This window comes from Peterkaempfera podocarpi, assembly GCF_042466665.1.
Lineage (GTDB): Bacteria > Actinomycetota > Actinomycetes > Streptomycetales > Streptomycetaceae > Peterkaempfera > Peterkaempfera podocarpi.
In genome coordinates this window covers 514,570-535,239 of sequence record NZ_CP162102.1, presented here as the reverse complement: position 1 = coordinate 535,239, position 20,670 = coordinate 514,570, and the positions used below count along the sequence as shown (strand labels likewise).

The following is a 20,670-nucleotide window of genomic DNA, read 5'->3' as shown; positions in this document are numbered from 1 at the left end:
GGGCGGCCGCGGCACCGCGGAGACCGCGCACCAGGCCCCCGTCGATGCCGTATCCGCAGGTCCGGACCGGCGCCAAGGCCCGCACCTGGCGCCCGGTGCAGGACTCCGGGCCCGGCAGGCGGCGGCGGCCACCCGCTGGGCATGCGCACTGCCGCCCGGGACCCGCAGAGCCTGCGGGTCCCGGGCGGCAGCGGTGCACCCAAGGTGACAGATGGTCAGGCGTCGAACGAGGCCAGCGTGTCGACCACCGTGCCCCAGGCCTCGCTGAGCGGGTCGATCAGTGCGAAGTGGCCGATGTCCGGCAGCGCCACCAGCCGGGTGGCGGGGTGCGCGGCCGTGTAGGACTCGGCGACGGCGAGCGGGACGATACCGTCCTCGGTGCCGTGCACGACCACCACCGGTGCGCCCGGCACTGCGAGCCGCACCGGGTCCAGGTCGCCGTTGTCCTCGGGCGGGCCGCCGAGGAAGTCGGCCACGGCGCCGTCGTCCAGGTCCAGCCGGTGCGCCAGCCCCAGATCCGCCACCGGGGCGAGGGCGACGGTCCCGACCAGTCCCGGGGCCGGCGCCGCGGACGCCGACCACAGGGCCAGATGGCCGCCGGCGGAGTGCCCGACGACCACCACCGACCCGTTGTGCAGACCCTGGTGCCACCTGGCGGCCGAGGACGCCGGAATCGCCGTCAGCGCCACCGCGATGTCACCCGCCGTCACCTCGGGACGGCCGGGGCTGCGCCGGTACTCGACGGAGACCACCGTCCATCCGGCGTCGCGCAGCGCCATCCCCAGCGGCCGCAGATGCACACGGTCGTACTCGGGGCGCCAGAAGCCGCCGTGGACCAGGACGACGAGCGGCCGCCGCGTCGCACGGGCGTCGCCCAGCCAGGCGTCCGCGACCTGTTCGGCCGCAGGCCCGTAACGCAGCGTCAGATCGGGTCCGGGGGCCGCCCGGTCGAGCACCGAACGGTCCTCCGCGTTCATGCCCGCCCCAGGAAGCCGAGGGCGTTGCCGGACAGCAGCTTGTCCCGCTGCTTGTCGGAGAGGAAGTCCGACTCATGGACCACCTGCCCGACGGGTCGCTCGCCCAGCGGATACGGATAGTCGCTGCCCAGCACCACATGGTCCTCGCCGAGGGTGTCCACCAGCAGCCGCAGTGCGGAGGGCTCGAAGACCACGGAGTCCACCAGGAAGCGGTCGGTGTAGTGGCTCGGGGGGTGCTCCGAGCGGCCGCGCACCAGATCGCCCCGCCGCCACCAGGCGTTGTCGGCGCGTCCCAGCCAGTAGGGGAAGCTGCCGCCGCCGTGGGCGAAGCACAGCCGCAGCGTCTGCGGCACCCGGTCGAAGACCCCGCCGAGAACCATGGAGAGGATCGATAGATGCGTCTCGGCGGGCATACCGGTGAGCCACCGCGCCATCCAGCGGTCCAGCCGCGGCCCGGTGGGCATGTCCCAGGGGTGCACAAAGACCGGTGCGCCGACGGCGGCGCAGTGCTGGAGGAAGGTGACGACACCCTCGTCGTCCAGGTCGCGGTCGCCGACGTGGTTGCCGATCTCCACACCCGCGTGCCCCGCGGCCAGGCAGCGGTCGAGTTCGGCGCAGGCGGCGTCCGGGTCCTGCAGCGGGACCTGGCAGAAGGGGATCAGCCGGTCGCCGCCCGCGGCGACGGTCTCCAGGGTCAGGTCGTTGAAGATCCGGGCGACCTTGACGGCCTGGTGCGCGGGCCGGTCGTAGCCGAAGAACACCGGGGTGGGCGAGACGACCTGGAGGTCCACGCCGTCCTCGTCCATGTCGGCGAGCCGGACGGCGGGATCCCAGCACTCGGCGCCGATCGGGCGGAACTCGCTCTCACCGACCATGATCATGGCATGCCGCTCGGAGTCGATCCGCAGCCACGGCCAGCCGGTGCCGCCGCAGGCCCCGGACAGCTCCGGCCAGCCCCGGGGGACCAGATGCGTGTGGACGTCGACGACGGGACGGCCGTTCACCGGGCCCTGCCCGGGTGCAGCGCTCCGCAGCTGCCGCAGGTGCGTGCGGCGGTGTCCTCGTAGAACGCCGCGAAGACCGGCGGCAGGTCGGCGACGATGTCGCGGACCTGGAGCTCCGCCTCGTGCACCAGGGCGTCGCACTGCGGGCAGTACCACTGGAACTTCTCCAGGGTGCCGTCCTCGCGGACCCGCTCGATCACCAGGCCGATCGAGTCGGGGTCGGGCCGCTGCGGGGAGTGCGGCATGCTGCCCGGCAGCACCCACATCTGGCCCTCGCGGATGTGCACCGTCCGTGGCCCGTCCGCGGTCATCAGATCGACGTGCATATCGCCCTTGACCTGGTAGAAGAACTCCTCGTACGGGTCGACATGGAAGTCGGTGCGCTGGTTGGGGCCGCCCACCACCTGGACGATGAAGTCGGAGCCGGTGGGGAACATCTGCCGGTTGTTGACCGGGGGCTTCAGCAGATGGCGGTTGTCCTCGATCCAGCCCGGGAAGCTCACCGGCTCGCCGATCTCACTCATGGTCTCCTCGTCCTTCCTGCCGCAGCACGGCGACGGCCTGGATCTCGATCAGCAGATGGGGGTGCGGAAGCTGGTGGACGGCGACCGTGGTGCGGGTGGGACCGGCCTCGTCGAAGTACTCGCCGTAGACCTCGTTGTAGCCGCCGAAGTCGTTCATACTGACCAGATAGCTGGTGACCTGCACCAGGTCGTCGAGGTCCGCGCCGACCTCGCGCAGCAGGTCACGGATGTTCTCGATGACCGCCCGGGTCTGCACCCGGATGTCCAGCGCGGTGGTGCCCATGGCGTCGACCCGGGCGCCGGCGATGGAGTTGTCCGGCAGCCGGCTGCTGGTCCCCGAGACGAACACCAGCCCGCCGGCCACCTTGACATGCGGAAACCGCCCCCGCGGGGTGGCCTTGCCGGCCACCACCCTGGCCTCACCCACGGTCGCCTCCGCCTCCGGGCAGCGCCCGCAGCGTGGCGGTGCCCAGCCCGGCGACCACGGCCCGCACCTCGGCCCCGGCCGGCAGCGGCACGGCCGCGGTGGCGGCGCCCGCCAGCAGCACCCACCCCTTGCGCAGCCGCACCCCGTGGCGTGCGGCCAGCCGCACCGCCTCGTCGAAGGCGTTGCGCGGATCGCCCAGGATCGCCGCCGTGGAGCCGCTCTCCACGGTCTCCCCGTCGACCTCCAGCCGGACGGCCAGATCGGCGAGCCCGGCCGGCGGCTGCTGCCACGGCCCGATCGCATAGCCGGACGCCGAGGTGTTGTCGGCGATGACATCGGGGAGCGAGAAGCGGAAGTCCGCGTAGCGGGAGTCGATCAGCTCCAGGGCGGGGGCGACCGCCTCCACCGAGGAGGCGAAGTCGTCGCCCTCCTCCACGTCGCGGCCCATCAGAAACGCCACCTCGGGCTCCACCCGCGGGTGGATCAGGCCGCCGATGTCCACCGAGCCGCCGTCGGCGATCGCCATCGCGTCGGTGAGCCGGCCCCAGATGACCTCGTCGACACCCATCTGGGCCATCTTGGCGCGGCTGGTCAGCCCCATCTTCAGCCCGACCAGCCGCTCCCCGCGCTCCAGCCGCCGGTCCAGCAGCGCGGCCTGGACGGCATAGGCGTCGTCCGCCGACACCCCGGCCGCCGAGACCACCTGGGGGATCGCGGTGCCGGCGACCGCGGCCTCGTCCAGCCTGGCGGCGAGCCCGGCCACCACCTCGTTGTGCAACGCCATGTCAGAGAGCCTTTCGGGGGTCGTCACAGCTGAACGCAGACATTGGTCAGCTCGGTGTAGAAGTCCAGCGAGTGCACACCGCCCTCACGGCCCACCCCCGACGCCTTCATCCCGCCGAACGGGGTGCGCAGATCACGCAGGAACCAGGTGTTGACCCACACCAGGCCCGCGTCCAGCGCCGCCCCCGCCCGGTGGGCCCGGCCGACGTCCCTGGTCCACACGGTCGCCGCCAGCCCGTACTCGCTGTCATTGGCCAGCGCGAACGCCTCGTCCTCGTCGTCGAAGGGCGCGATGTGGCAGACCGGGCCGAAGATCTCCTCGCGGTTGGTGCGGGTCTGCGGACCCAGGCCGGTCAGCACCGTCGGCTGCACGTACCAGCCCCCGTCGCGGGCGTCGCCGAAGACCGGGACGCCGCCGCCGGCCAGCACCGTGGCGCCCTCCTCACGGGCCAGCCGGTAGTGGCCGAGCACTTTCTCGCGGTGCTGACGTGAGATCAGCGGGATGTTGCCGGTCGCCTCGTCGGACGGCCAGCCGAACGCCAGCCCGCCGGCCCGCTCGGCCAGCCGCTGCGCGAACTCCTCGAAGACCGGCCGCTGCACATAGAGCCGCTCGGTGCACAGGCACACCTGCCCGCCGTTGGTGAAGGAGGAGCGCACCGAACCCTCGACGGCCGCGTCCAGATCGGCGTCGGCGAACACCAGCCCGGCGTTCTTGCCACCCAGTTCGAAGGAGACGGCCTTCACACCGTCCGCGGCGACCTTGCCGATGGCGCTGCCGGTGGCCGACTCACCGGTGAAGGTGATCGCGTCCACCCCGGGGTGGCGGGTCAGGAACTCACCCGCGGAGTCCGGCCCGAAGCCGTGCACCAGGTTGAACACCCCGTCGGGCACCCCGGCCGCGGCCATCACCTCGGCCAGCAGCGTCGCGGAGGAGGGCGTCTCCTCCGACGGCTTGACCACCACGGTGTTGCCGCAGGCCAGCGCCGGGGCGACCTTCCAGGTCAGCAGCAGCAGCGGGAGGTTCCACGGCACGATGACCGCGACCACCCCGACCGGCTTGCGCACCGCGTAGTTCAGCGCCCGGCCGCCGTCCGCGGTGACCGTGGTGAACGACTCCGTGGGGGTGCTGGCCGCGATGTCGGCGAAGGCCCGGAAGTTGGCGGCCCCGCGCGGCACATCCAGCGTACGGGCCTGGGTGACCGACTTGCCGGTGTCGCCGATCTCGGCGGCCACCACATCCTCGAAGCGGCGTTCCAGCTCGTCCGCGACCCTGCGCAGCACCGCCGCGCGCTGCTGCTCACCCATCCGGCCCCACGGGCCGCGCAGCGCAGCGCGGGCGGCGTCCACCGCGGCGTCCACGGTGCCGGCGTCGGCCTCGGCGACCTCGAAGAGGGCCTCCCCGGTGACCGGACTGGACTTGGTGAAGGTCTTCGCGGAGCCGGTGAACGCGCCGCCGACGAAGTTGCGCAGCAGCCCCGGCTCACCGTCCGGACGGCCGGCCAGCAGCCCCGGATGCCACAGTCCCCTGCTCACGGCTTCCTCCCGATCAGATATCCGCCGACGGCCAGACCGGCCGCCAGCGCCGCCGCGGCCCCGCCCAGCACTCGCTGCTGCCGCCGCACCCGCCGCTTCACCTGCGCATACGGCACGGTGGAGAAGGACACCAGCTCATAGCGGGACACAAACCGGCCGGGGAGCGCCCGCTCCAGCGCATGCTCGACGCTCTTGACGAACCGGAACACCGGCGAGGCGACCTTGTCCCGCATCTCCACGAAGTTGGCCAGCGCCATCTCGGCGATCGCGTCGGCGTTCTCCTTGCGCCGCTGCTCGAAGAGCGGCAGCGCACGTCCCCAGTCACCGCCGGTCTCCGTCAGGCAGCGGTCCAGCTCGACCACGTCCTCGAACCCGCAGTTGGCACCCTGGCCGTAGAACGGCACGATGGCGTGGGCGGCGTCGCCGAGCAGCGCGACCCGGCCGTCCAGCTGCCAGGGGGAGCAGCGCACCGTGCCCAGCCGGCCGACCGGGTTGCCCAGATAGTCGTCGACCAGATCCGGCGCCAGCGGCACCACATCGGGGTAGTGGGTGCGGAAGTGGTCCTCGATCTCGGCCGGGCTGCGCAGGGCGGCGAAGCCGGCCGGCCCCTCGGTGGGCCAGAACATGGTGCAGGTGAACGACCGGTCCGGGTTGGGCAGGGCGATCATCATCGAGGTGCCGCGCGGCCAGATGTGCAGCGCCCCGGGGTCGAGGGCGAACTCGCCGTTCACCGCGGGGACGGTCAGCTCCTTGTAGCCGTAGTCCAGCCAGTCGGTGGTCTCCTCGGTGCCGTGGTGTGCCGCCAGCCGGCTGCGTACCACCGAGCCCGCCCCGTCGGCGCCCAGCACCACCTGGGCGCTGACCTGCACCTCGCCTGCGGGGGTCGCGAAGACCATCTCGCCGGTGCGCGGGTCCAGCCCGGTCAGCCGGTGGTCGAAGCGGACGGTGACGCCGGGCGCCGCCTCGGCCGCGGCCAGCAGGGCGTTGTTGAGCGCGCCGCGGCTGATGGAGTTGATGGCGCGCAGGCCGTCATGGCTGTACTGCTGGAAGTCCAGCTGCCCGGCCACGGGGTGGATCATCCGCCCGCGCATCGGCAGGGCGTCGGCCATGACCTGCTCCTCCAGGCCGATTCTGCGCAGCGCGTCCAGCCCGCGCTCGGAGAGCGCCAGGTTGATGGACCGGCCGCGTTCGGGAGTCCCGGCGCGGGGGTCCGAGCGGCGCTCGTACAGGTCGACCCGGTAGCCGCTGCGCGCCAGATAGCAGGCCAGCAGGCAGCCCGCCAGCCCGGCGCCGACGACGGCGACCGGCTCCTTCTCCCGGTGCCCGTGCCCGTGCCCGTTCGTCATGATTCCTCCGCCACGCACCGGGCCAGCGCGTCCACGGCGCGCCAGCAGTCATGGAACGTCGAGTAGAGCGGGACCGGGGCCACCCTGACGATGTCCGGCCGGCGGACATCGGTGACCACGCCGTGCTCATGGCGCAGCCGCCGGGCGAGGTCGGCCGCGTCACCGGCGCCGGGCCCGATCCGCAGTGACAGCTGGCAGCCTCGGCGCCGCGGGTCCCGCGGGGTGACCACGGTGATCGGCCTGGTGGGGGTGATCTCGTCGAGGAGCTGCTCCAGATAGCCGGTCAGCCGCTCGCTGCGCTCGCGCAGCGCGGCGATGCCGATCTTGTCGAAGAGCTCCAGCGAGGTCCGCACCGGGCCCATGGAGAAGATCGGGGGGTTGGAGACCTGCCAGGCGTCGGCGGTGGCCGGGGGGTCGGCGACCGGGGCCATCAGAAAGCGGGTGCCGGGCTCGGTGCTCCACCACCCCTCGAAGCGCGGGAGACCGGGGTCGCCCAGGTGCCGCTGGTGGACGAAGGCGCCGGCGAGCGCCCCGGGCCCGGAGTTGAGGTACTTGTAGGAGCACCAGGCGGCGAAGTCGACGCCCCAGTCGTGCAGCTGCAGCGGCACATTGCCGGCGGCGTGGGCGAGGTCCCAGCCGACCACCGCGCCCGCCGCCTGCCCGGCGGCGGTGATCGCGGGGATGTCCATCAGTTCGCCGGTGAGGTAGTTGACGCCGCCCAGCATCACCAGGGCGACGGTGTGCCCCTCGCGGGCCAGGAAGTCCTGGACGTCCTCGGTCCGCAGGGTGTCCTCGCCCGGCCGGGGCCGCAGCCGGACCACGGCGTCGTCCGGGTCGAGGCCGTGGAAGCGGGCCTGGCTGCGTACCGCGTAGCTGTCGGAGGGGAAGGCGCTGTCCTCGATCACCAGCCGGACGCGTTCGCCGTGCGGACGGTAGAAGGACACCATCAGCAGATGCAGATTGACCGTCAGGGAGTTCATCACGACGGTCTCCTCGGGCAGCGCCCCGACCAGTCGTGCGGCGGGCCCGGTGAGCAGCTCGTGGTACGGGAGCCAGGGCCGGCCGGCCTCGAGGTGGCCCTCGACGCCCAGGCGCGCCCAGTCCGCCAGGTCGGCGAGCAGTTCGTCGCGGGTCGCCCGGGGTTGCAGACCGAGGGAGTTCCCGGCGAAGTAGGCGGTTTCGGGGTAGCTGCCGCCGTCCGCGGGCGGCACATGGAACAGGTCGCGGTGGCCCGGGTCGGCCGCGTCCAGTCGGCGGGCCTCCTCCTCGGAGGCCTTCAGTGGCGTGTGCACAGGGGTCTCTCTCTACGTGCGTCTACATGAAGGTGCGGGCGGACCACAGCTCCGGGAAGACCTCCCGGTTCATACTCCGCTGCAGCCAGGCCAAACCGTTGGAACCGCCGCTGCCGGGTTTGGCACCCATGGCGCGGCGCACCGCGGTCAGATGTGCATGGCGCCACTCGCCGAACCGCTCCGCGACCTCGGTCAGCGCCTCGCCGAGCATCCGCAGGTGGTTGTCCGGGCCGCTGTCGCGGTAGACCTCCACCCAGGCCGCTTCGACCGCGGGGTGGACCTGGTGCTCCTCCGAGAAGTCCCGGTCCAGCAGCTCCTGCGGGATCTCGTGGCCGTGCCTGGCCAGCAGGGCGACGACGTCGTCCCAGAGGCTGGGCGCCTCGAGCGCCCGGGTCAGCTCGGCGTGGACCTCCGGCTGCGGCTTGAACGGCCGGATCAGCGAGGCCGTCTTCAGCCCGAGCAGGAACTCCAGGTGCCGGTACATCGCGGACTGGAAGCCGGAGCCCTCGCCCAGCAGGTTGCGGAAGCGGTTGAAGTCGGCCGGGGTCATCCAGCGCAGCGTCCGCCACCCGGCGTTGAGCCCTTCGAGGTGCAGCCCGGCCCTGCGCAGCGGCAGCAGCGCGCCCCAGATGTCGTCCTTGCGGAGCAGCTCCTGGACCTCGCGCAGTTCGAAGCGGGTGAGCCCGAAGTAGAGCTCCATCACCTGGCTGATCACCAGGAAGGACATCTCCCCGGTGTCGCCGCTCAGCGGCTGCTGGAGCCGGTGCAGGTCCTCGGCGTGCACATAGGCGTCGTAGGGGACCCGGCCGGCGAATTCCAGGGTGGGCGCACCACCGGTGGCCGTCGCCCGTTCGGCGCGCTCCCGGGCCGTCGCGGGCCGCACCTGCGGCGGCGTGGTCTGCTCCATGTGCTCATCCTTGTCCTCGCTGGCACGGCCATGATGGCGCTGCGAGGCAGCGGGATGGAATACTGAATCAACGGCGATCACGCTGCTCGACCTTTGGTCTGCAACTGGATTCCCGTGATCACTTTGCGAATGGAAGGCGCCTCATGGACGACATGGACTGGGCGATCCTGGGGGAGCTCCAGGGCGACGCCCGGCTCTCCTTCAGTGAGCTCTCCCGCAGGGTGCATCTGTCGCCGCCCGCCGTCGCCGAACGGGTGCGGCGACTGGAGGAGTCGGGGGTCGTCACCGGCTACCACGCCCATGTGGACGCGGCCGCCGCGGGCTGGACGGTGGCCGCGTTCGTCCGGGTGGCCTGCTACGGCGCCCGCTGTGTGATGCGCGACCCCGAGGTGGCCACCTGGCCGGGTGTCCGGGAGATCCACCGGGTCACCGGCGATGTGTGCAGCATCCTCAGGGTCGAGGCCGAGTCGATGCGGGCGTTCGAGTCCCTGATCGGACGGCTGGCCGAGTACGGCCAGCCGTCCAGCACCATGATCCTCTCCACCCAGCTCGGCTGGCGTCCCGTCACCGCGGTTCCGGACGGCTCCTGACCGGCCGGGCTCAGGCCTCCTGTCCGGTCGGCTCGGGCCGCCCGGCCGGCATCCGTTCGTAGTGGAGCAGCACGACCCCATTGCCGAAGGGTCGGGTCTCCACCAGTCGGAGGTCGACCTTTGACGCCGAGTCCGGGAAGAGCGGTTTGCCACGTCCGATGAGGACCGGATGGACATAGATCCAGAACTCGTCGACCAGGTCGTGGCGGAGGAAGGCGGCCGCGAGGTCGGCGCCGCCCAGCGCCAGGTCTCCGCCCGGCTGGGCCTTGAGTGCGGTGATCTCCTCGACGCTGACCTCGTGGGCGACGGTGGTGTTCCAGTCGGCCCGCTCCAGGGTCCGGGAGAAGACGATCTTCGGCATGTCGCGCCAGATACGGGCGAAGTCCACCATGGGGCCGGTGCTCGCCGGGTCGCTGTCGGCGGTCGGCCAGAACTCGGCCATCAGCTGATAGGTGACGCGTCCGTTGAGGAAGGCGCCCATCGTTCGCAGCCGGTCGTTGAAGTGGGTGTGCAGTTCGTCGTCCACCAGATGCCAGTCGATCCGGCGGCCCGGTCCCTCGATGTACCCGTCGAGGGACACCGACATCATCAGGATGATCTTCCTCATCGCGGTCCTTGTCGAAGGCGGTCACAGGAGTGGCGGCGCCGGCCGGGCCGCCGGCCGGACGGCGGGCGCAGGGTCATGCGGTCCGTTCTCCATGCCCGCTCGGTCGCACCCCACATCATGCTCGTCCCAGGGCCTGACTGCCCGTGGAGCGGGCGAAGCAGGTTGCCCGCCAAAGCCGTTGGGTCATACGTTCTGCGACCATGGCCATGTCACGCAGAACCCTCGTCAGGGGCCTGGGGGCCGCACCGTTCGCCGCTCTGGCAGGCGCCGCGCTCGCACCCTCCACCGCGCAGGCGGCCACGGTGACAGCCGGCCAGTTCACCCTTGCCGAGCGCACCTCTGGAACGTCGGCGAGTACGCCGGCAGCCGCTCGGTGTACGCCGTGCACACCGACGGCTCCTGACACTCCGTCGGCCGACCGGCGCCGCACCGCTCTGCCCGGCCGCACCGCTCTGCCCGGCCGCACCGCTCGACGGCGACGGCTGCGGTCTCAGCCGAGCGCCGCGGCGAGCTCCGCCCCGTCCGGCGGGTTGGCGCCGGGACGCGAGACCGTGAGGGCTGCGGCGGTGGACGCCCGCCGCAGGACCTCGGTCAGCGTCGCTTCGTCCAGGCCCGGCTCGGCCCGGGCGGCGGCCCCCAGCCGCCCCAGCCCGGCCAGGGCGTCGAGGGTCGCGGACATGAACGAGTCGCCTGCCCCCACGGTGTCGGCGACCACGGTGCTCACCGCCGCAGCGGCGACCTCGCCGTCCAGGGTGTGGGCGACCGCGCCCTCACCGCCGTGCGTCACAAAGACCGTACGGGGGCCCAGGGCGAGCCAGCGGGCGGCGATCCGCTGCAGCGGCTCCCCGGGATACAGCCAGGCCAGGTCCTCGTCACTGGCCTTGACCAGATCGCTCAGTGCCACACACCGTTCGACCCGGGCCACCGCCGCACCCCGCTCACCGAACAGCGCAGGGCGGACATTGGGGTCATAGCTCACCGTCGCCTCCGCACGCAGCCGCGCCGCCACGGCCAGGGCGGCGCATGCGCCCGGCTCCGTCACCGCGCCGATCGACCCCAGATGGACATGCCGCACCCCCGCGGGTTCGGAGACGGGCCCCAGCGTCCAGTGGATGTCGAAGTCGTAGGAGGCCCGGCCCTGGGCGTCCAGCGTCACCACGGCTGTGGGAGTGGCCACTTCAGGCCGGGCGTCGAGCAGCAGTTCCACACCCGCCGACCGCAGATGCGCGGCGATCATCGCACCGGCAGGGTCCGAACCCAGCTGGGTGAGCAGCGCGGTGGTGCGGCCCAGCCTGGCCAGTCCATAGGCGACATTGGCGGGACTGCCCCCGGGGTGGGGGACATCGGGCTGCCCGGGAGAGCGGACGATGTCCGCCACGCACTCGCCGACCACCAGGAAGTAGCTCATGGGGCCATGCTGCCGCATCGGAAGCGGACGCCGCCGACCCGGTGCCGTCCGGTGCCGTCCGGTGCCGTCCGGTGCTGTGCTGTGGTGCGGTCCGGCACGGGGCGTGGGCGGTGCTGTACCTGACGCCGCCCCGTCGGTGCGCGGTCCGGGAAACCCTGTGCGTGGCCGATGCGTTGACACGGGTGGGACGCCGCTCTGCCGCTGAGGGCCGGTCGGCGGTGCCGCACGGACCGGGGGAGCCGCCGCCGGGCGGGATACGGGGGAGAGGGACATGACGTCGCAGCAGAGCACCGCTGTGCTGATCATCGGGGCCGGGCCGGCGGGGCTGGTGCTCGGGAACCTGCTGCTGGCCGCCGGGGTCGACTGCACCGTCGTCGAACGGCAGAGCCGGGCCCATGTGGAGCAGCGGGCCCGGGCGGGCTTTCTGGCCGCCCACACCGTCCGGGTGCTCACGGAGCACGGCCTGGCCGACGGCCTGCACATGTACGGGCAGCAGCACGACATCTGCGCCTTCCGCACCGACTCCGGCGAGTTCCAGCTCGCCTACGGCGCCCTCGGCCGCGGCGAGGTGCACACCGTCTACCCGCAGCAGGATCTGGTCCGCGACCTGGTCGCCGAGTTCCTCGCCCGCGGCGGAGACCTGCGGTTCGACACCGCCGCCCTGCGCATCGACGGCCTGGACGGCGACTCGGCGTCGGTCACAGTGCGCACCCCGGACGGCTCGGAACGCCTGCTGCACGCCCGCTATGTCGCCGGATGCGACGGGCAGCACGGCATCTCCCGCAGCGCGGTCCCCGCCGGGGCCGTCCGCCACTACCGCCGCGACCACGGGGTCTCCTGGCTGGCCCTGCTGGCGGCGGCGCCGCAGAGCATGGCTGCCGTCGCCTATGCGGTCCACCAGGACGGCTTCGCCGGCCATATGGCCCGCAGCCCCGAGGTTACCCGCTACTACCTGCAGTGCGACGCCGGCACCGACCCGGGGAGCTGGACCCATGACCGCATCTGGGCGGAACTGCACCACCGGATGCGCGCCGACCGCCACGGCCCGCTGCGCGAGGGCGGGATCCTGGAGCGCCGGGTGGTGGACATGCGCTCCGATGTGCTGGACCCCATCCAGTACGGCCGGCTGTTCCTGGTCGGCGACGCCGCAGGCCTGATCAGCCCCTCCGCGGCGAAGGGCGCCAACCTGGCGGTGATGGAGTCCGAGATCCTCGCGCGCGGCCTGGCGGACCGACTGGGCGGCGGGGACGGGCAGTTGCTCGCCCGCTACTCCGCCGACTGCCTGCCGCGGATCTGGCGGGCCCAGGAGTTCTCCCACTGGATGATCAACCTGCTGCACGGCCCGTCCGGTGACGACGACGAGGCCGTGTTCCTCCGCGCCCTGCAACGCGCCCGGCTGGAGAGCCTGCGTGACTCCCGGCGCCACCAGGACCACTTCGCCGAGAACTACGTCGGCATCTGAGCAGGCCGGGAGTCACCCGAGCGGGGCGCCCGGGTCCGCATCCGGGGTCCGGGCCCCGCCGGGCTCGGCCTCGGTGCCCGGGGCGTCCTGCGGCGGCCGGGGACGGCGGTGTCCGCTGACGGCCGCCACGACCACGGACACCAGCGCGGCGGCGGTCCCGGCGGCCAGCAGATACTGCTCGTACGCGGCCATGCCCGAACTGCTCAGCCGGAGTCGGCCGTCGGCGAGTGCACCCCCGTGGACGAGGAACGCCCCGGCCTGTCCGGCGATCACGGTGCCGAGCAGCGGTACGGCGATAAAGCCGTTCCTGGCCCGCAGCCATCCGATGCTGAGGATCCCGACCGCGAACCCGGCGGGCACGGTGGGCACCGAGGCCAGCCGGCCGTCGTACCCGACCAGCTTGGACCCGAGCCATGCGCCCGCGGCGATCGCCGCCGACGCGGCGATGAGGGTGACCAGGGTGCGCCAGAGGGTACCGGCGACAGTACGGCGCTGCTGACTGTGCATCTGCTCGGGCGTCGGCATACGGACATCATCCCGCGCCGCACCGACCGTGTGCGGGCGGGGCCTCCTACGGCCGGTGGCCGCGGAGTCGGGTGCTCGCCCGTGACCGAACCCGACGCCGTCCGCGCCACCCGCGCCACCCGCGCCTCCTGTGACGCGATGGCCGCCGGCCACGCCGACCGCTTCCGCGACGAACTGGGCAGCAAGCCGCTGGAGCGCGCGCTGCTTGCGGGGTTCGCCGGGCTGGTGCAGGACCTCGGCGTCGGCCCGATCGCCGATGTCGGCTGCGGCACCAGGCGGGTGACGGCGTACCTGCGGGGCCTGGGCGCAGCGGCCTTCGGGATCGACCTCTCGCCGCAGATGGTCGAGACGGCCCAGAAAGCCCATCCGGACCTGCGGTTCGAGGTGGGCTCGATGCTGGCCCTGGACCTGCCGGACGGCACCCTCGGCGGCCTGATGAGCGGGTACTCCACCATCCACATCCCGCAGGAGCAGCTGCCGCAGGTCTTCGCCGAGTTCCGCCGGGTGCTAGCCCCCCGTCGGCCATCTGTTGCTGGGGTTCCAGGCCGGTGAGGACGTGCGGCACCTGGAGGAGGCGTTCGGCCGGGACATCTCGCTGGACGTCCACCGCCGGCAGCCGGACCGGGTCGCCGAACTGCTCCGCGACGCAGGGCTCACCGTACGTGTACGGGTGCTGCGCGAGCGCGACGAGGACGGCCCGTTCCCCGAGCTCACGTCCCAGGCGCTTCTGCCGGCCCGCAGGCCGGCCGCCCTGGGCAGGTCGTGAGGCTTAGCGTCCGCGAGCCGTGCTGACCGGCCGCTGGGGGCAAGGCAGCACGGCGACCGCCCGTCGGCGGCGATGGCCGGACAGATGCCGACAATCGCCGTGATGTCGGTACTGGACCACGCTGACCTGCGCAATTGGCGGTTGCGCCGCCACCCGGGCGGCACGCTACTGTTCGATCGATCACTTGGGCGGGGGGCTCTTGTCGGTCCTGGCGACGCTCCGTGCGGCCGGGGCTCGGATGCCTGCTGACTGTTCATCACATCGCCCGCTGGGGGTAACTGGCATGAGACGCTCCACCGCCCTGTCCGTGGCGATCGCCACGGCCCTCTCCGCTGCCACAGCCGCCGGGGCTTCCCCTGCCCAGGCGGAGGACCCTGCGGCGGGCGTACCGCAGTTGGCGAACCTCTGGGCCGACCCCCAGCACCCAGGAATCCTCCATGTGCGAGGCCAGTCGGACAGCCCCATCACCCGTGTGACCGCCCACTTCTTCGCCGTGGACGCCCCTGACGGCACGGCGGAGAGCGGCTCCACGAGCGACTTCACGCCTTACCCGGACGGCTACCCCGCATCGGGGGTCTGGAGCGCCGTGGTGCAACTGCCGCAGCAGGGCGACTACCGGGTGACCGTCGACATCGAGGACGCCGACGGCGACATCGCCACGGGGCTGAGCCACGGCGTGGTGCTGCACTATCGTACGGCGCTGAAGATCCAGGACCTGAAGATCACCCCTGTCGCACCCGACATCAACCATCAGCGGATCGCGGTGACCGGCACCCTGGTCGCGGAGGCGCCGGGCGATCCCAATGCGCCGGTGACCGTGGCGGGTGGGACGGTCGAGGTCGGCACCGGTCATGGCACGGTCGAAGCCGTGACCGGGCCGAACGGGCGTTTCGCCGTCTCCGTCCTCCCGGCCCGGCACTCGTTTCAGGTGGGCGCGGTGCCTGGGCCGTCACCGGCCTACCCCGGAGCCCTCGAGTTCGACACTTTTGGGTCGGGAGTCACCACCGTCCAAGCTCCCCTCAGGTTCTCGGTGAGCACTCATGCGCTCAACCCCCGTACCGGCGGCCCCGTCACCGTCACCGGTCGGACCCAGGTCCTCACCGTCCGTGGCTGGATGCCCATCGGCCATGTACCGCTGCAGTATGTGAGCCATGTGAAGGGCTACGACTACATCATCGCCACCGCCACCAGCGACAGTGACGGTAACTACGCCCTGAGGATTCCCTCCACCACGCCCGTCCCTTCCGGGGACGTGGTCGCCGGCTCCTACGACGCACCGTTCCTGAGCCAGGCCAGACAGCCCCTCACCCTCCGGCTGGCCTATGCGACCGACATCGACATGGCCGCCGACCTCGGCACCGACGACAAACTGCGGGTGTTCGGCGATGTGTGGTTCAGCGATCAGCGTGCGCACTGGCCCAGCAAGCCCACCGTCACGCTGGAGTACTCCAAGAACGGCAGAACCGGCTGGAAGAGCGCTGCGACGATTCCTGTCACGATCCGCCACAACAAGGCTCTCTATCTCGAGGAGTTCAGCCACACCCTCAGCGGCGCACCCGCCGACGGCTACTGGCGCGCCCGTTTCAACGGCAATCCGGATCTGGCCTCCTCGACCACCAAGACCTTCCATCTGCACCGCCACCCCACCCGCATCGTCGGGTTCAACGCCTCACCCGAACCGGTCCGCAAGGGCGACTGGGTCCACTTGAACGGCACCGTGCAGTACAACTCCGGCACCACCTGGAAGGCGCTGGGCCGCGCGCAGGTATCGCTGTACTTCCGTCCGCGAGGCGCCAAGTCCTACCGCTACCTCTACGACGTGGCCGCCGACAGCAGGGGCCGCATCGCCGACTTCGAGCAGGCCACCGTCGACGGTACCTGGGCTGTCAGGATCCTTCCCGACTCCCAGACCCCCTACCTCAACAGCAACCAGGTGTCGGACTACGTGGACGTCCGCTGACGCCTGCCCCCGACCCGGCGCCCCGGCCCGCGTCGCGGCGCCGGGTCGCGGGTCCGGGCCGGGTGGGCGACACTGGGGTGTTGTAAGGCACGTTCACAGGAGCATGCAGACACTCTCCCCGGGCCCGGACCCATGGGCCCACGGGCGGGTGGTTCCGGCTCTCCCTGTAGCGTGCAGGCCGGTGTGCGGCTGGTCCGTGCAGGGCCTGCGCGGGGGTCTGTCCCCGCTTGCGGGGTCCCCTTCGTCCGTGGGTCCGTGAGGTTCATCGCGGCCCGGACGGCGTTCTCGTGAGGGCTGGAGCAGCCTCCCTGGAGGAAAGGCTCCCGTCAGATGCCGATCCTTTGCCGACCTGCCGTAGTGGTCCCCGAACATACGATCTCGATGGGGCAGACCCTCGATCTGGCCCGTCGACTCCACGCCGGACATCCGCAGCTGGCACTGGTGCTGCGGCTCATCGAGAACACCGGGGTGACCAAGCGCCATCTGGTGCGTCCGCTGACCGAGACCCTGCGGCATCCGGGTTTTGAGGCGCGCAACGCGGTCTACGAGCAGGAGGCTCGAAGGCGTATCCCCGAGGTGGTGCGTGCCGCGCTGCGCAGCGCCGAGGTGGGCAGCGAGGACATCGACGCCATCGTCTTTGTCTCCTGCACAGGCTTCCTGATGCCGTCGATGACGGCATGGATGATCAACAATCTCGGCTTCCGCTGGGACACCCGGCAGATCCCCATCGCCCAACTGGGCTGCGCCGCAGGCGGGGCCGCGATCAACCGGGCGTCCGACTTCTGCATGGCCTATCCGGAGGCCAATGTCCTCATCGTGGCCTGCGAGTTCTGCTCGCTCTGCTACCAGCCCACCGATGACGGTGTCGGCTCCCTGCTGTCCAACGGCCTGTTCGGTGACGCCGTCGCCGCGGCGGTCGTCAGAGGACACGGGGGAGCGGGCATCCAGCTGGAACGCAACAGTTCCTACCTGGTGCCCGACACCGAGCGGTGGATCTCCTACGCGGTGAAGGCGACCGGCTTCCACTTCCAGCTGGACAAGCGCGTGCCGACCACCATGGCGATGCTCGCGCCCGCCCTGCACACCCTGGCGAACAGCCACGGCTGGGACGCGTCCGCGCTGGACTTCTACATCATCCACGCGGGCGGCCCGCGCATCCTCGACGACCTCTGCCGGATCCTCGAGGTGGAGCCCCACGCCTTCCGGCACAGCAGGGCGACCCTCACCGAGTACGGCAACATCGCCAGTGCCGTCGTGCTCGACTCGCTGCGCCGCCTGTTCGAGGAGGACACGCTGCCCCGCGGGGCGCAGGGCATGATCGCCGGGTTCGGACCGGGCATCACCGCGGAGACCTGTGTGGGGACATGGGCACCGGTGTCCAACGGCAAGTCCCTGGCGCACGCCCGGACGATGGGCTCGGCAGCCGGGGTGCACCGGCCGACCAGCACCGGCGGTCCTGCCACGTGATCCGGCAGCGCTGCGGAGACCCGCACGCACCACCCGGCCGGCGCGCCCTGCGCCGGCCGGGAGGCCGAAGACCCAAGAACCCGTCCGCTCTGCCGGGCTGCCCCCTCCGCCCGCCGGCGGGCGCAGCCCGGCACCGGACCCGCACAGTCGAGACATCCCCCTGGAACGGGAGGACGCCATGGAGACCACACGCGTCTGGGAGTGCCCCTTCGACCACAACGAGGCGCTGGAGTTCGACCCGCTGCTCGCGCAGTTGCGTGATGAGGCGCCTGTCGCACGCATCAGCATGCCCCACGGAGAGGGGCACGCCTGGCTGGTGACCCGCTACGAGGACGTCCGCACCGTGGTGACGGACCGCCGGTTCAGCAGAGCCGCGGGGATCGGCAGAAATCTGCCGCGGATGACGCCCGAGGCCATCGCCCAGCGGGAGGCCATCAATCTGATGGACCCGCCGGCCCACACCAGGCTGCGGCGGCTGGTGGCCCAGGGGTTCACCGCGGACCAGGTCGAGCGGATGACCCCCAAGATCCATACCATCGTGGACGGGCTCATCGATGAGATGGCCACCAAGGGCCCTCCCGTGGACTTCGCCCGGGAGTTCTCCGCCCGGCTTCCGCTCACCACCATCTGCGAGGTCCTGGCGATCCCCGAGGAGGACCAGCCGCGGATCCGGAAGCTCGCGATGGCCCTGATGTCGACCGGCTCGGGTGAGGCGACCCGTGAGGCCAAGGCCGGGCTGCGGGCGTACTTCCTGGACCTGTCGGCCCGCCGCCGGGAGCAGCCCGGGGACGACCTGATCAGCACGCTGGCCACCGCGCGGGACGGCGACGAGCTGCTCGACCCCACCGAGCTGGCGGTCATGGCGATGGTGCTCACCATCACCGGGCACGACACCAGCACCTACCAGCTGAGCAACATCCTCTACACGCTGCTCACCCATCCCGAGCAGCTCGCACTGCTGCGCTCGCGTCCCGACCTGCTGGAGCAGGCGCTGGAGGAGCTGCTGCGCTACATCCCGTTCCGCCACGGGGTGGGCATCGCCCGGGTGGCCACGGAGGATGTCGAGATCGACGGCACCGTGATCCGGGCCGGCGAGGTGGTGCACGTCTCCTATCTCGCCGCCAACCGCGATCCCCGGATGTTCGACCGCGCGGACGAGTTGGACATCGAACGCCCGGTGTCCCTGCATATGACGTTCGGTCATGGGACGCACTACTGCATCGGCGCCAACCTTGCACGTGCGGAGCTGCGCATCGCCATCGAGACCGTGCTCACCCGGTTCCCCGGGCTGCATCTGGCGGTGCCCGCCGAGCAGGTGCCCTGGCACATCGGGTCCATCTGGCGCTACCCGGAGGAGCTGCCGATCGCGTGGTAGTCCCCTGATCGGCGCCGCCGGCAGCCCGGCCGGTGCCCGGCAGGACGCCGGACACCGGCCACGGCTGCCCCGCGCGGGGCACCGGCCCAGCGGAGGTTTCCCCTATGTCTGCTCTCCATGACGCGTCCGGCCTTCCGGCCGGCACCCCGGGACGTGTGGCGGAGCTCAATGACGTCAAGAGCCAGGCACGTGGTGGCCCGTGTACGAGGGCGACCCGGACCCAGCACGAGAAGGGGAAGCTGACGGTCCGGGAACGGATCGGGTTGTTGCTGGACGAGGGGTCATTCAGTGAGGTGGAGCCGTTGCGGCGGCACCGCGCGACCGGTTTCGGTCTGGAGGCGAGGAAGCCCTACACCGATGGCGTGGTGACCGGCTGGGGCACCGTCCACGGCCGGACCGTCTTCGTCTACGCCCATGACTTCCGCATCTTCGGCGGTGCGCTGGGCGAGGCCCATGCCCAGAAGATCCACAAGATCATGGACATGGCCCTCACTGCCGGTGCTCCGCTGGTGTCGCTCAACGACGGCGCGGGCGCCCGGATCCAGGAGGGTGTCACCGCCCTCGCCGGCTACGGCGGGATCTTCCAGCGCAACACCCGCGCCTCCGGCGTGATCCCGCAGATCTCCGTGATGCTCGGCCCCTGCGCCGGCGGAGCCGCCTACTCCCCGGCCCTGACCGACTTCGTCTTCATGGTCCGCGAGACCTCCCAGATGTTCATCACCGGTCCGGATGTGGTCAAGGCCGTCACCGGCGAGCAGATCTCCCAGAACGGCCTGGGCGGCGCCGACGTCCACGCCGAGGTCTCCGGCGTCTGCCACTTCGCCTACGACGACGAACAGACCTGCCTGGAGGAGGTCCGCTACCTGCTCGCCCTGCTCCCCGGCAACAACCAGGAGACCCCGCCGGCCGTCCCCACCGACGACCCGGCCCACCGGACCTGTCCGACGGTGGGGGAGCTGGTGCCGGCCGACAGCAGGTGCCCCTACGACATGCACGGGGTGATCGAGGAGATCGTCGACGACGGCACCTTCATGGAGGTCCACGAACGCTGGGCCACCAGCGTGATCGTGGCGCTGGCCCGGCTGGACGGCCAGGTGGTGGGCCTGGTCGCCAACCAGCCGCAGTCCCTCGCCGGGGTCCTGGACATCGAGGCGTCCGAGAAGGCAGCCCGCTTCGTCCAGATGTGCGATGCCTTCAACATCCCCCTGATCACCCTGGTGGACGTCCCCGGCTTCCTGCCCGGCGTCGACCAGGAACACGGCGGCATCATCCGCCACGGCGCCAAGCTGCTGTATGCCTACTGCAACGCCACCGTGCCCCGGATCCAGCTGATCCTGCGCAAGGCCTACGGCGGTGCCTACATCGTCATGGACTCCCGCTCCGTCGGCGCGGACCTGTCCTACGCCTGGCCCACCAACGAGATCGCCGTGATGGGCGCCGAGGGCGCCGTGGACATTCTCCACCGCCGGCAGATCGCCGACGCCGACGACCCCGACGCCACCCGTGCCCGCCTGGTCAAGGAGTACAAGAGCGAACTGATGCACCCCTACTACGCGGCCGAACGCGGCCTGGTCGACGACGTCATCGACCCCGCAGAAACCCGCGCCGTACTCGCCGACGCCCTGGCCATGCTGCGCACCAAACACGAGGACACCCCGCTGCGCAAACACGGCAACCCGCCCCACTGAGGACCTCGTGCACCGCGAGCGGCCGATGC

General features: G+C 71.6%; 20 protein-coding genes. 8 read left to right on the top strand and 12 right to left on the bottom strand.

The window, feature by feature from the left end:
- Positions 1-215 precede the first annotated feature (215 nt).
- From AB0761_RS02425 to AB0761_RS02385, 9 genes are read right to left on the bottom strand one after another with little or no spacing between them, the layout of a single operon-like run.
- Positions 216-977: an alpha/beta hydrolase gene (locus tag AB0761_RS02425; RefSeq protein ID WP_377267162.1), complete on the bottom strand. Its 762-nt coding sequence runs from the start codon at positions 975-977 to the stop codon at positions 216-218.
- Positions 974-1,981 carry an amidohydrolase family protein gene (locus AB0761_RS02420; protein WP_377267161.1) on the bottom strand — a complete coding sequence of 336 codons (1,008 nt, stop codon included), beginning with the start codon at positions 1,979-1,981 and terminating at the stop codon, positions 974-976. The genes AB0761_RS02425 and AB0761_RS02420 overlap by 4 nt, the downstream gene beginning before the upstream one ends.
- Positions 1,978-2,505, bottom strand: a complete 528-nt coding sequence (locus AB0761_RS02415) for a 3-hydroxyanthranilate 3,4-dioxygenase (RefSeq protein WP_377267160.1) — start codon at positions 2,503-2,505, stop codon at positions 1,978-1,980. Before AB0761_RS02415 ends, AB0761_RS02420 begins: the two co-directional genes overlap by 4 nt.
- Entirely contained in the window at positions 2,498-2,932 is a 435-nt protein-coding gene (locus AB0761_RS02410) for a RidA family protein (protein WP_377267159.1), read from the bottom strand. Before AB0761_RS02410 ends, AB0761_RS02415 begins: the two co-directional genes overlap by 8 nt.
- Complete coding sequence (locus AB0761_RS02405) at positions 2,925-3,716, bottom strand: 2-keto-4-pentenoate hydratase (RefSeq protein ID WP_377267158.1); 792 nt, start codon at positions 3,714-3,716, stop codon at positions 2,925-2,927. The genes AB0761_RS02410 and AB0761_RS02405 overlap by 8 nt, the downstream gene beginning before the upstream one ends.
- Before the next feature lie 23 nt (positions 3,717-3,739).
- Complete coding sequence (locus tag AB0761_RS02400; protein ID WP_377273913.1) at positions 3,740-5,185, bottom strand: 2-hydroxymuconic semialdehyde dehydrogenase; 1,446 nt, start codon at positions 5,183-5,185, stop codon at positions 3,740-3,742.
- 59 nt (positions 5,186-5,244) lie between these two features.
- Entirely contained in the window at positions 5,245-6,594 is a 1,350-nt protein-coding gene (locus AB0761_RS02395; protein ID WP_377267157.1) for an FAD-dependent oxidoreductase, read from the bottom strand.
- Positions 6,591-7,886, bottom strand: a complete 1,296-nt coding sequence (gene kynU / locus AB0761_RS02390) for a kynureninase (RefSeq protein WP_377267156.1) — start codon at positions 7,884-7,886, stop codon at positions 6,591-6,593. Before kynU ends, AB0761_RS02395 begins: the two co-directional genes overlap by 4 nt.
- Before the next feature lie 22 nt (positions 7,887-7,908).
- Entirely contained in the window at positions 7,909-8,793 is an 885-nt protein-coding gene (locus tag AB0761_RS02385; protein ID WP_377267155.1) for a tryptophan 2,3-dioxygenase, read from the bottom strand.
- 143 nt (positions 8,794-8,936) lie between these two features.
- On the opposite strand from AB0761_RS02385, the gene AB0761_RS02380 reads away from it, so the two are divergent.
- Positions 8,937-9,383, top strand: a complete 447-nt coding sequence (locus AB0761_RS02380; RefSeq protein WP_377267154.1) for an Lrp/AsnC family transcriptional regulator — start codon at positions 8,937-8,939, stop codon at positions 9,381-9,383.
- Positions 9,384-9,393: 10 nt separating this feature from the next.
- Here AB0761_RS02380 and AB0761_RS02375 read toward each other — a convergent pair whose 3' ends face one another.
- Entirely contained in the window at positions 9,394-9,990 is a 597-nt protein-coding gene (locus AB0761_RS02375) for a dihydrofolate reductase family protein (RefSeq protein ID WP_377267153.1), read from the bottom strand.
- Positions 9,991-10,480: 490 nt separating this feature from the next.
- The gene (locus AB0761_RS02370; protein WP_377267152.1) at positions 10,481-11,398 is read right to left on the bottom strand and encodes a carbohydrate kinase; all 918 of its coding nucleotides are present in this window, start codon (positions 11,396-11,398) and stop codon (positions 10,481-10,483) included.
- A 271-nt stretch (positions 11,399-11,669) separates the two neighbouring features.
- On the opposite strand from AB0761_RS02370, the gene AB0761_RS02365 reads away from it, so the two are divergent.
- Positions 11,670-12,860: a 4-hydroxybenzoate 3-monooxygenase gene (locus AB0761_RS02365; RefSeq protein WP_377267151.1), complete on the top strand. Its 1,191-nt coding sequence runs from the start codon at positions 11,670-11,672 to the stop codon at positions 12,858-12,860.
- 12 nt (positions 12,861-12,872) lie between these two features.
- Here AB0761_RS02365 and AB0761_RS02360 read toward each other — a convergent pair whose 3' ends face one another.
- The gene (locus tag AB0761_RS02360; RefSeq protein ID WP_377267150.1) at positions 12,873-13,385 is read right to left on the bottom strand and encodes a hypothetical protein; all 513 of its coding nucleotides are present in this window, start codon (positions 13,383-13,385) and stop codon (positions 12,873-12,875) included.
- Positions 13,386-13,466: 81 nt separating this feature from the next.
- Between AB0761_RS02360 and AB0761_RS02355 the strand changes: the two genes are divergently transcribed.
- From AB0761_RS02355 to AB0761_RS02330, 6 genes are all read left to right on the top strand, one after another.
- Positions 13,467-13,937, top strand: a complete 471-nt coding sequence (locus AB0761_RS02355) for a class I SAM-dependent methyltransferase (protein ID WP_377267149.1) — start codon at positions 13,467-13,469, stop codon at positions 13,935-13,937.
- 4 nt (positions 13,938-13,941) lie between these two features.
- A complete protein-coding gene (locus tag AB0761_RS02350) occupies positions 13,942-14,151 on the top strand; it encodes a hypothetical protein (protein ID WP_377267148.1) in 210 nt (69 codons plus the stop codon).
- Positions 14,152-14,434: 283 nt separating this feature from the next.
- Positions 14,435-16,111, top strand: a complete 1,677-nt coding sequence (locus AB0761_RS02345; protein ID WP_377267147.1) for a hypothetical protein — start codon at positions 14,435-14,437, stop codon at positions 16,109-16,111.
- A gap of 330 nt (positions 16,112-16,441) precedes the next feature.
- Positions 16,442-17,578, top strand: a complete 1,137-nt coding sequence (locus AB0761_RS02340; protein WP_377267146.1) for a type III polyketide synthase — start codon at positions 16,442-16,444, stop codon at positions 17,576-17,578.
- A gap of 178 nt (positions 17,579-17,756) precedes the next feature.
- Complete coding sequence (locus AB0761_RS02335) at positions 17,757-18,953, top strand: cytochrome P450 (protein WP_377267145.1); 1,197 nt, start codon at positions 17,757-17,759, stop codon at positions 18,951-18,953.
- Between the two features lie 104 nt (positions 18,954-19,057).
- On the top strand, positions 19,058-20,641 hold the full coding sequence (locus tag AB0761_RS02330) for an acyl-CoA carboxylase subunit beta (RefSeq protein WP_377267144.1): 1,584 nt from the start codon (positions 19,058-19,060) through the stop codon (positions 20,639-20,641).
- The last annotated feature ends 29 nt before the right edge of the window (positions 20,642-20,670 follow it).

What these genes read in the sequence shown, in the direction of transcription:
- AB0761_RS02365 (WP_377267151.1), top strand. Translation starts at nt 11,670, where the DNA reads ATGACGTCGCAGCAGAGCACCGCTGTGCTGATCATCGGGGCCGGGCCG.
- AB0761_RS02330 (WP_377267144.1), top strand. Translation starts at nt 19,058, where the DNA reads ATGTCTGCTCTCCATGACGCGTCCGGCCTTCCGGCCGGCACCCCGGGA.
- AB0761_RS02385 (WP_377267155.1), bottom strand. Translation starts at nt 8,793, where the DNA reads ATGGAGCAGACCACGCCGCCGCAGGTGCGGCCCGCGACGGCCCGGGAG.
- AB0761_RS02335 (WP_377267145.1), top strand. Translation starts at nt 17,757, where the DNA reads ATGGAGACCACACGCGTCTGGGAGTGCCCCTTCGACCACAACGAGGCG.
- AB0761_RS02340 (WP_377267146.1), top strand. Translation starts at nt 16,442, where the DNA reads ATGCCGATCCTTTGCCGACCTGCCGTAGTGGTCCCCGAACATACGATC.
- AB0761_RS02380 (WP_377267154.1), top strand. Translation starts at nt 8,937, where the DNA reads ATGGACGACATGGACTGGGCGATCCTGGGGGAGCTCCAGGGCGACGCC.
- AB0761_RS02395 (WP_377267157.1), bottom strand. Translation starts at nt 6,594, where the DNA reads ATGACGAACGGGCACGGGCACGGGCACCGGGAGAAGGAGCCGGTCGCC.
- AB0761_RS02370 (WP_377267152.1), bottom strand. Translation starts at nt 11,398, where the DNA reads ATGAGCTACTTCCTGGTGGTCGGCGAGTGCGTGGCGGACATCGTCCGC.
- AB0761_RS02375 (WP_377267153.1), bottom strand. Translation starts at nt 9,990, where the DNA reads ATGAGGAAGATCATCCTGATGATGTCGGTGTCCCTCGACGGGTACATC.
- AB0761_RS02360 (WP_377267150.1), bottom strand. Translation starts at nt 13,385, where the DNA reads ATGCCGACGCCCGAGCAGATGCACAGTCAGCAGCGCCGTACTGTCGCC.
- AB0761_RS02345 (WP_377267147.1), top strand. Translation starts at nt 14,435, where the DNA reads ATGAGACGCTCCACCGCCCTGTCCGTGGCGATCGCCACGGCCCTCTCC.
- AB0761_RS02415 (WP_377267160.1), bottom strand. Translation starts at nt 2,505, where the DNA reads ATGAGTGAGATCGGCGAGCCGGTGAGCTTCCCGGGCTGGATCGAGGAC.
- AB0761_RS02425 (WP_377267162.1), bottom strand. Translation starts at nt 977, where the DNA reads ATGAACGCGGAGGACCGTTCGGTGCTCGACCGGGCGGCCCCCGGACCC.
- AB0761_RS02405 (WP_377267158.1), bottom strand. Translation starts at nt 3,716, where the DNA reads ATGGCGTTGCACAACGAGGTGGTGGCCGGGCTCGCCGCCAGGCTGGAC.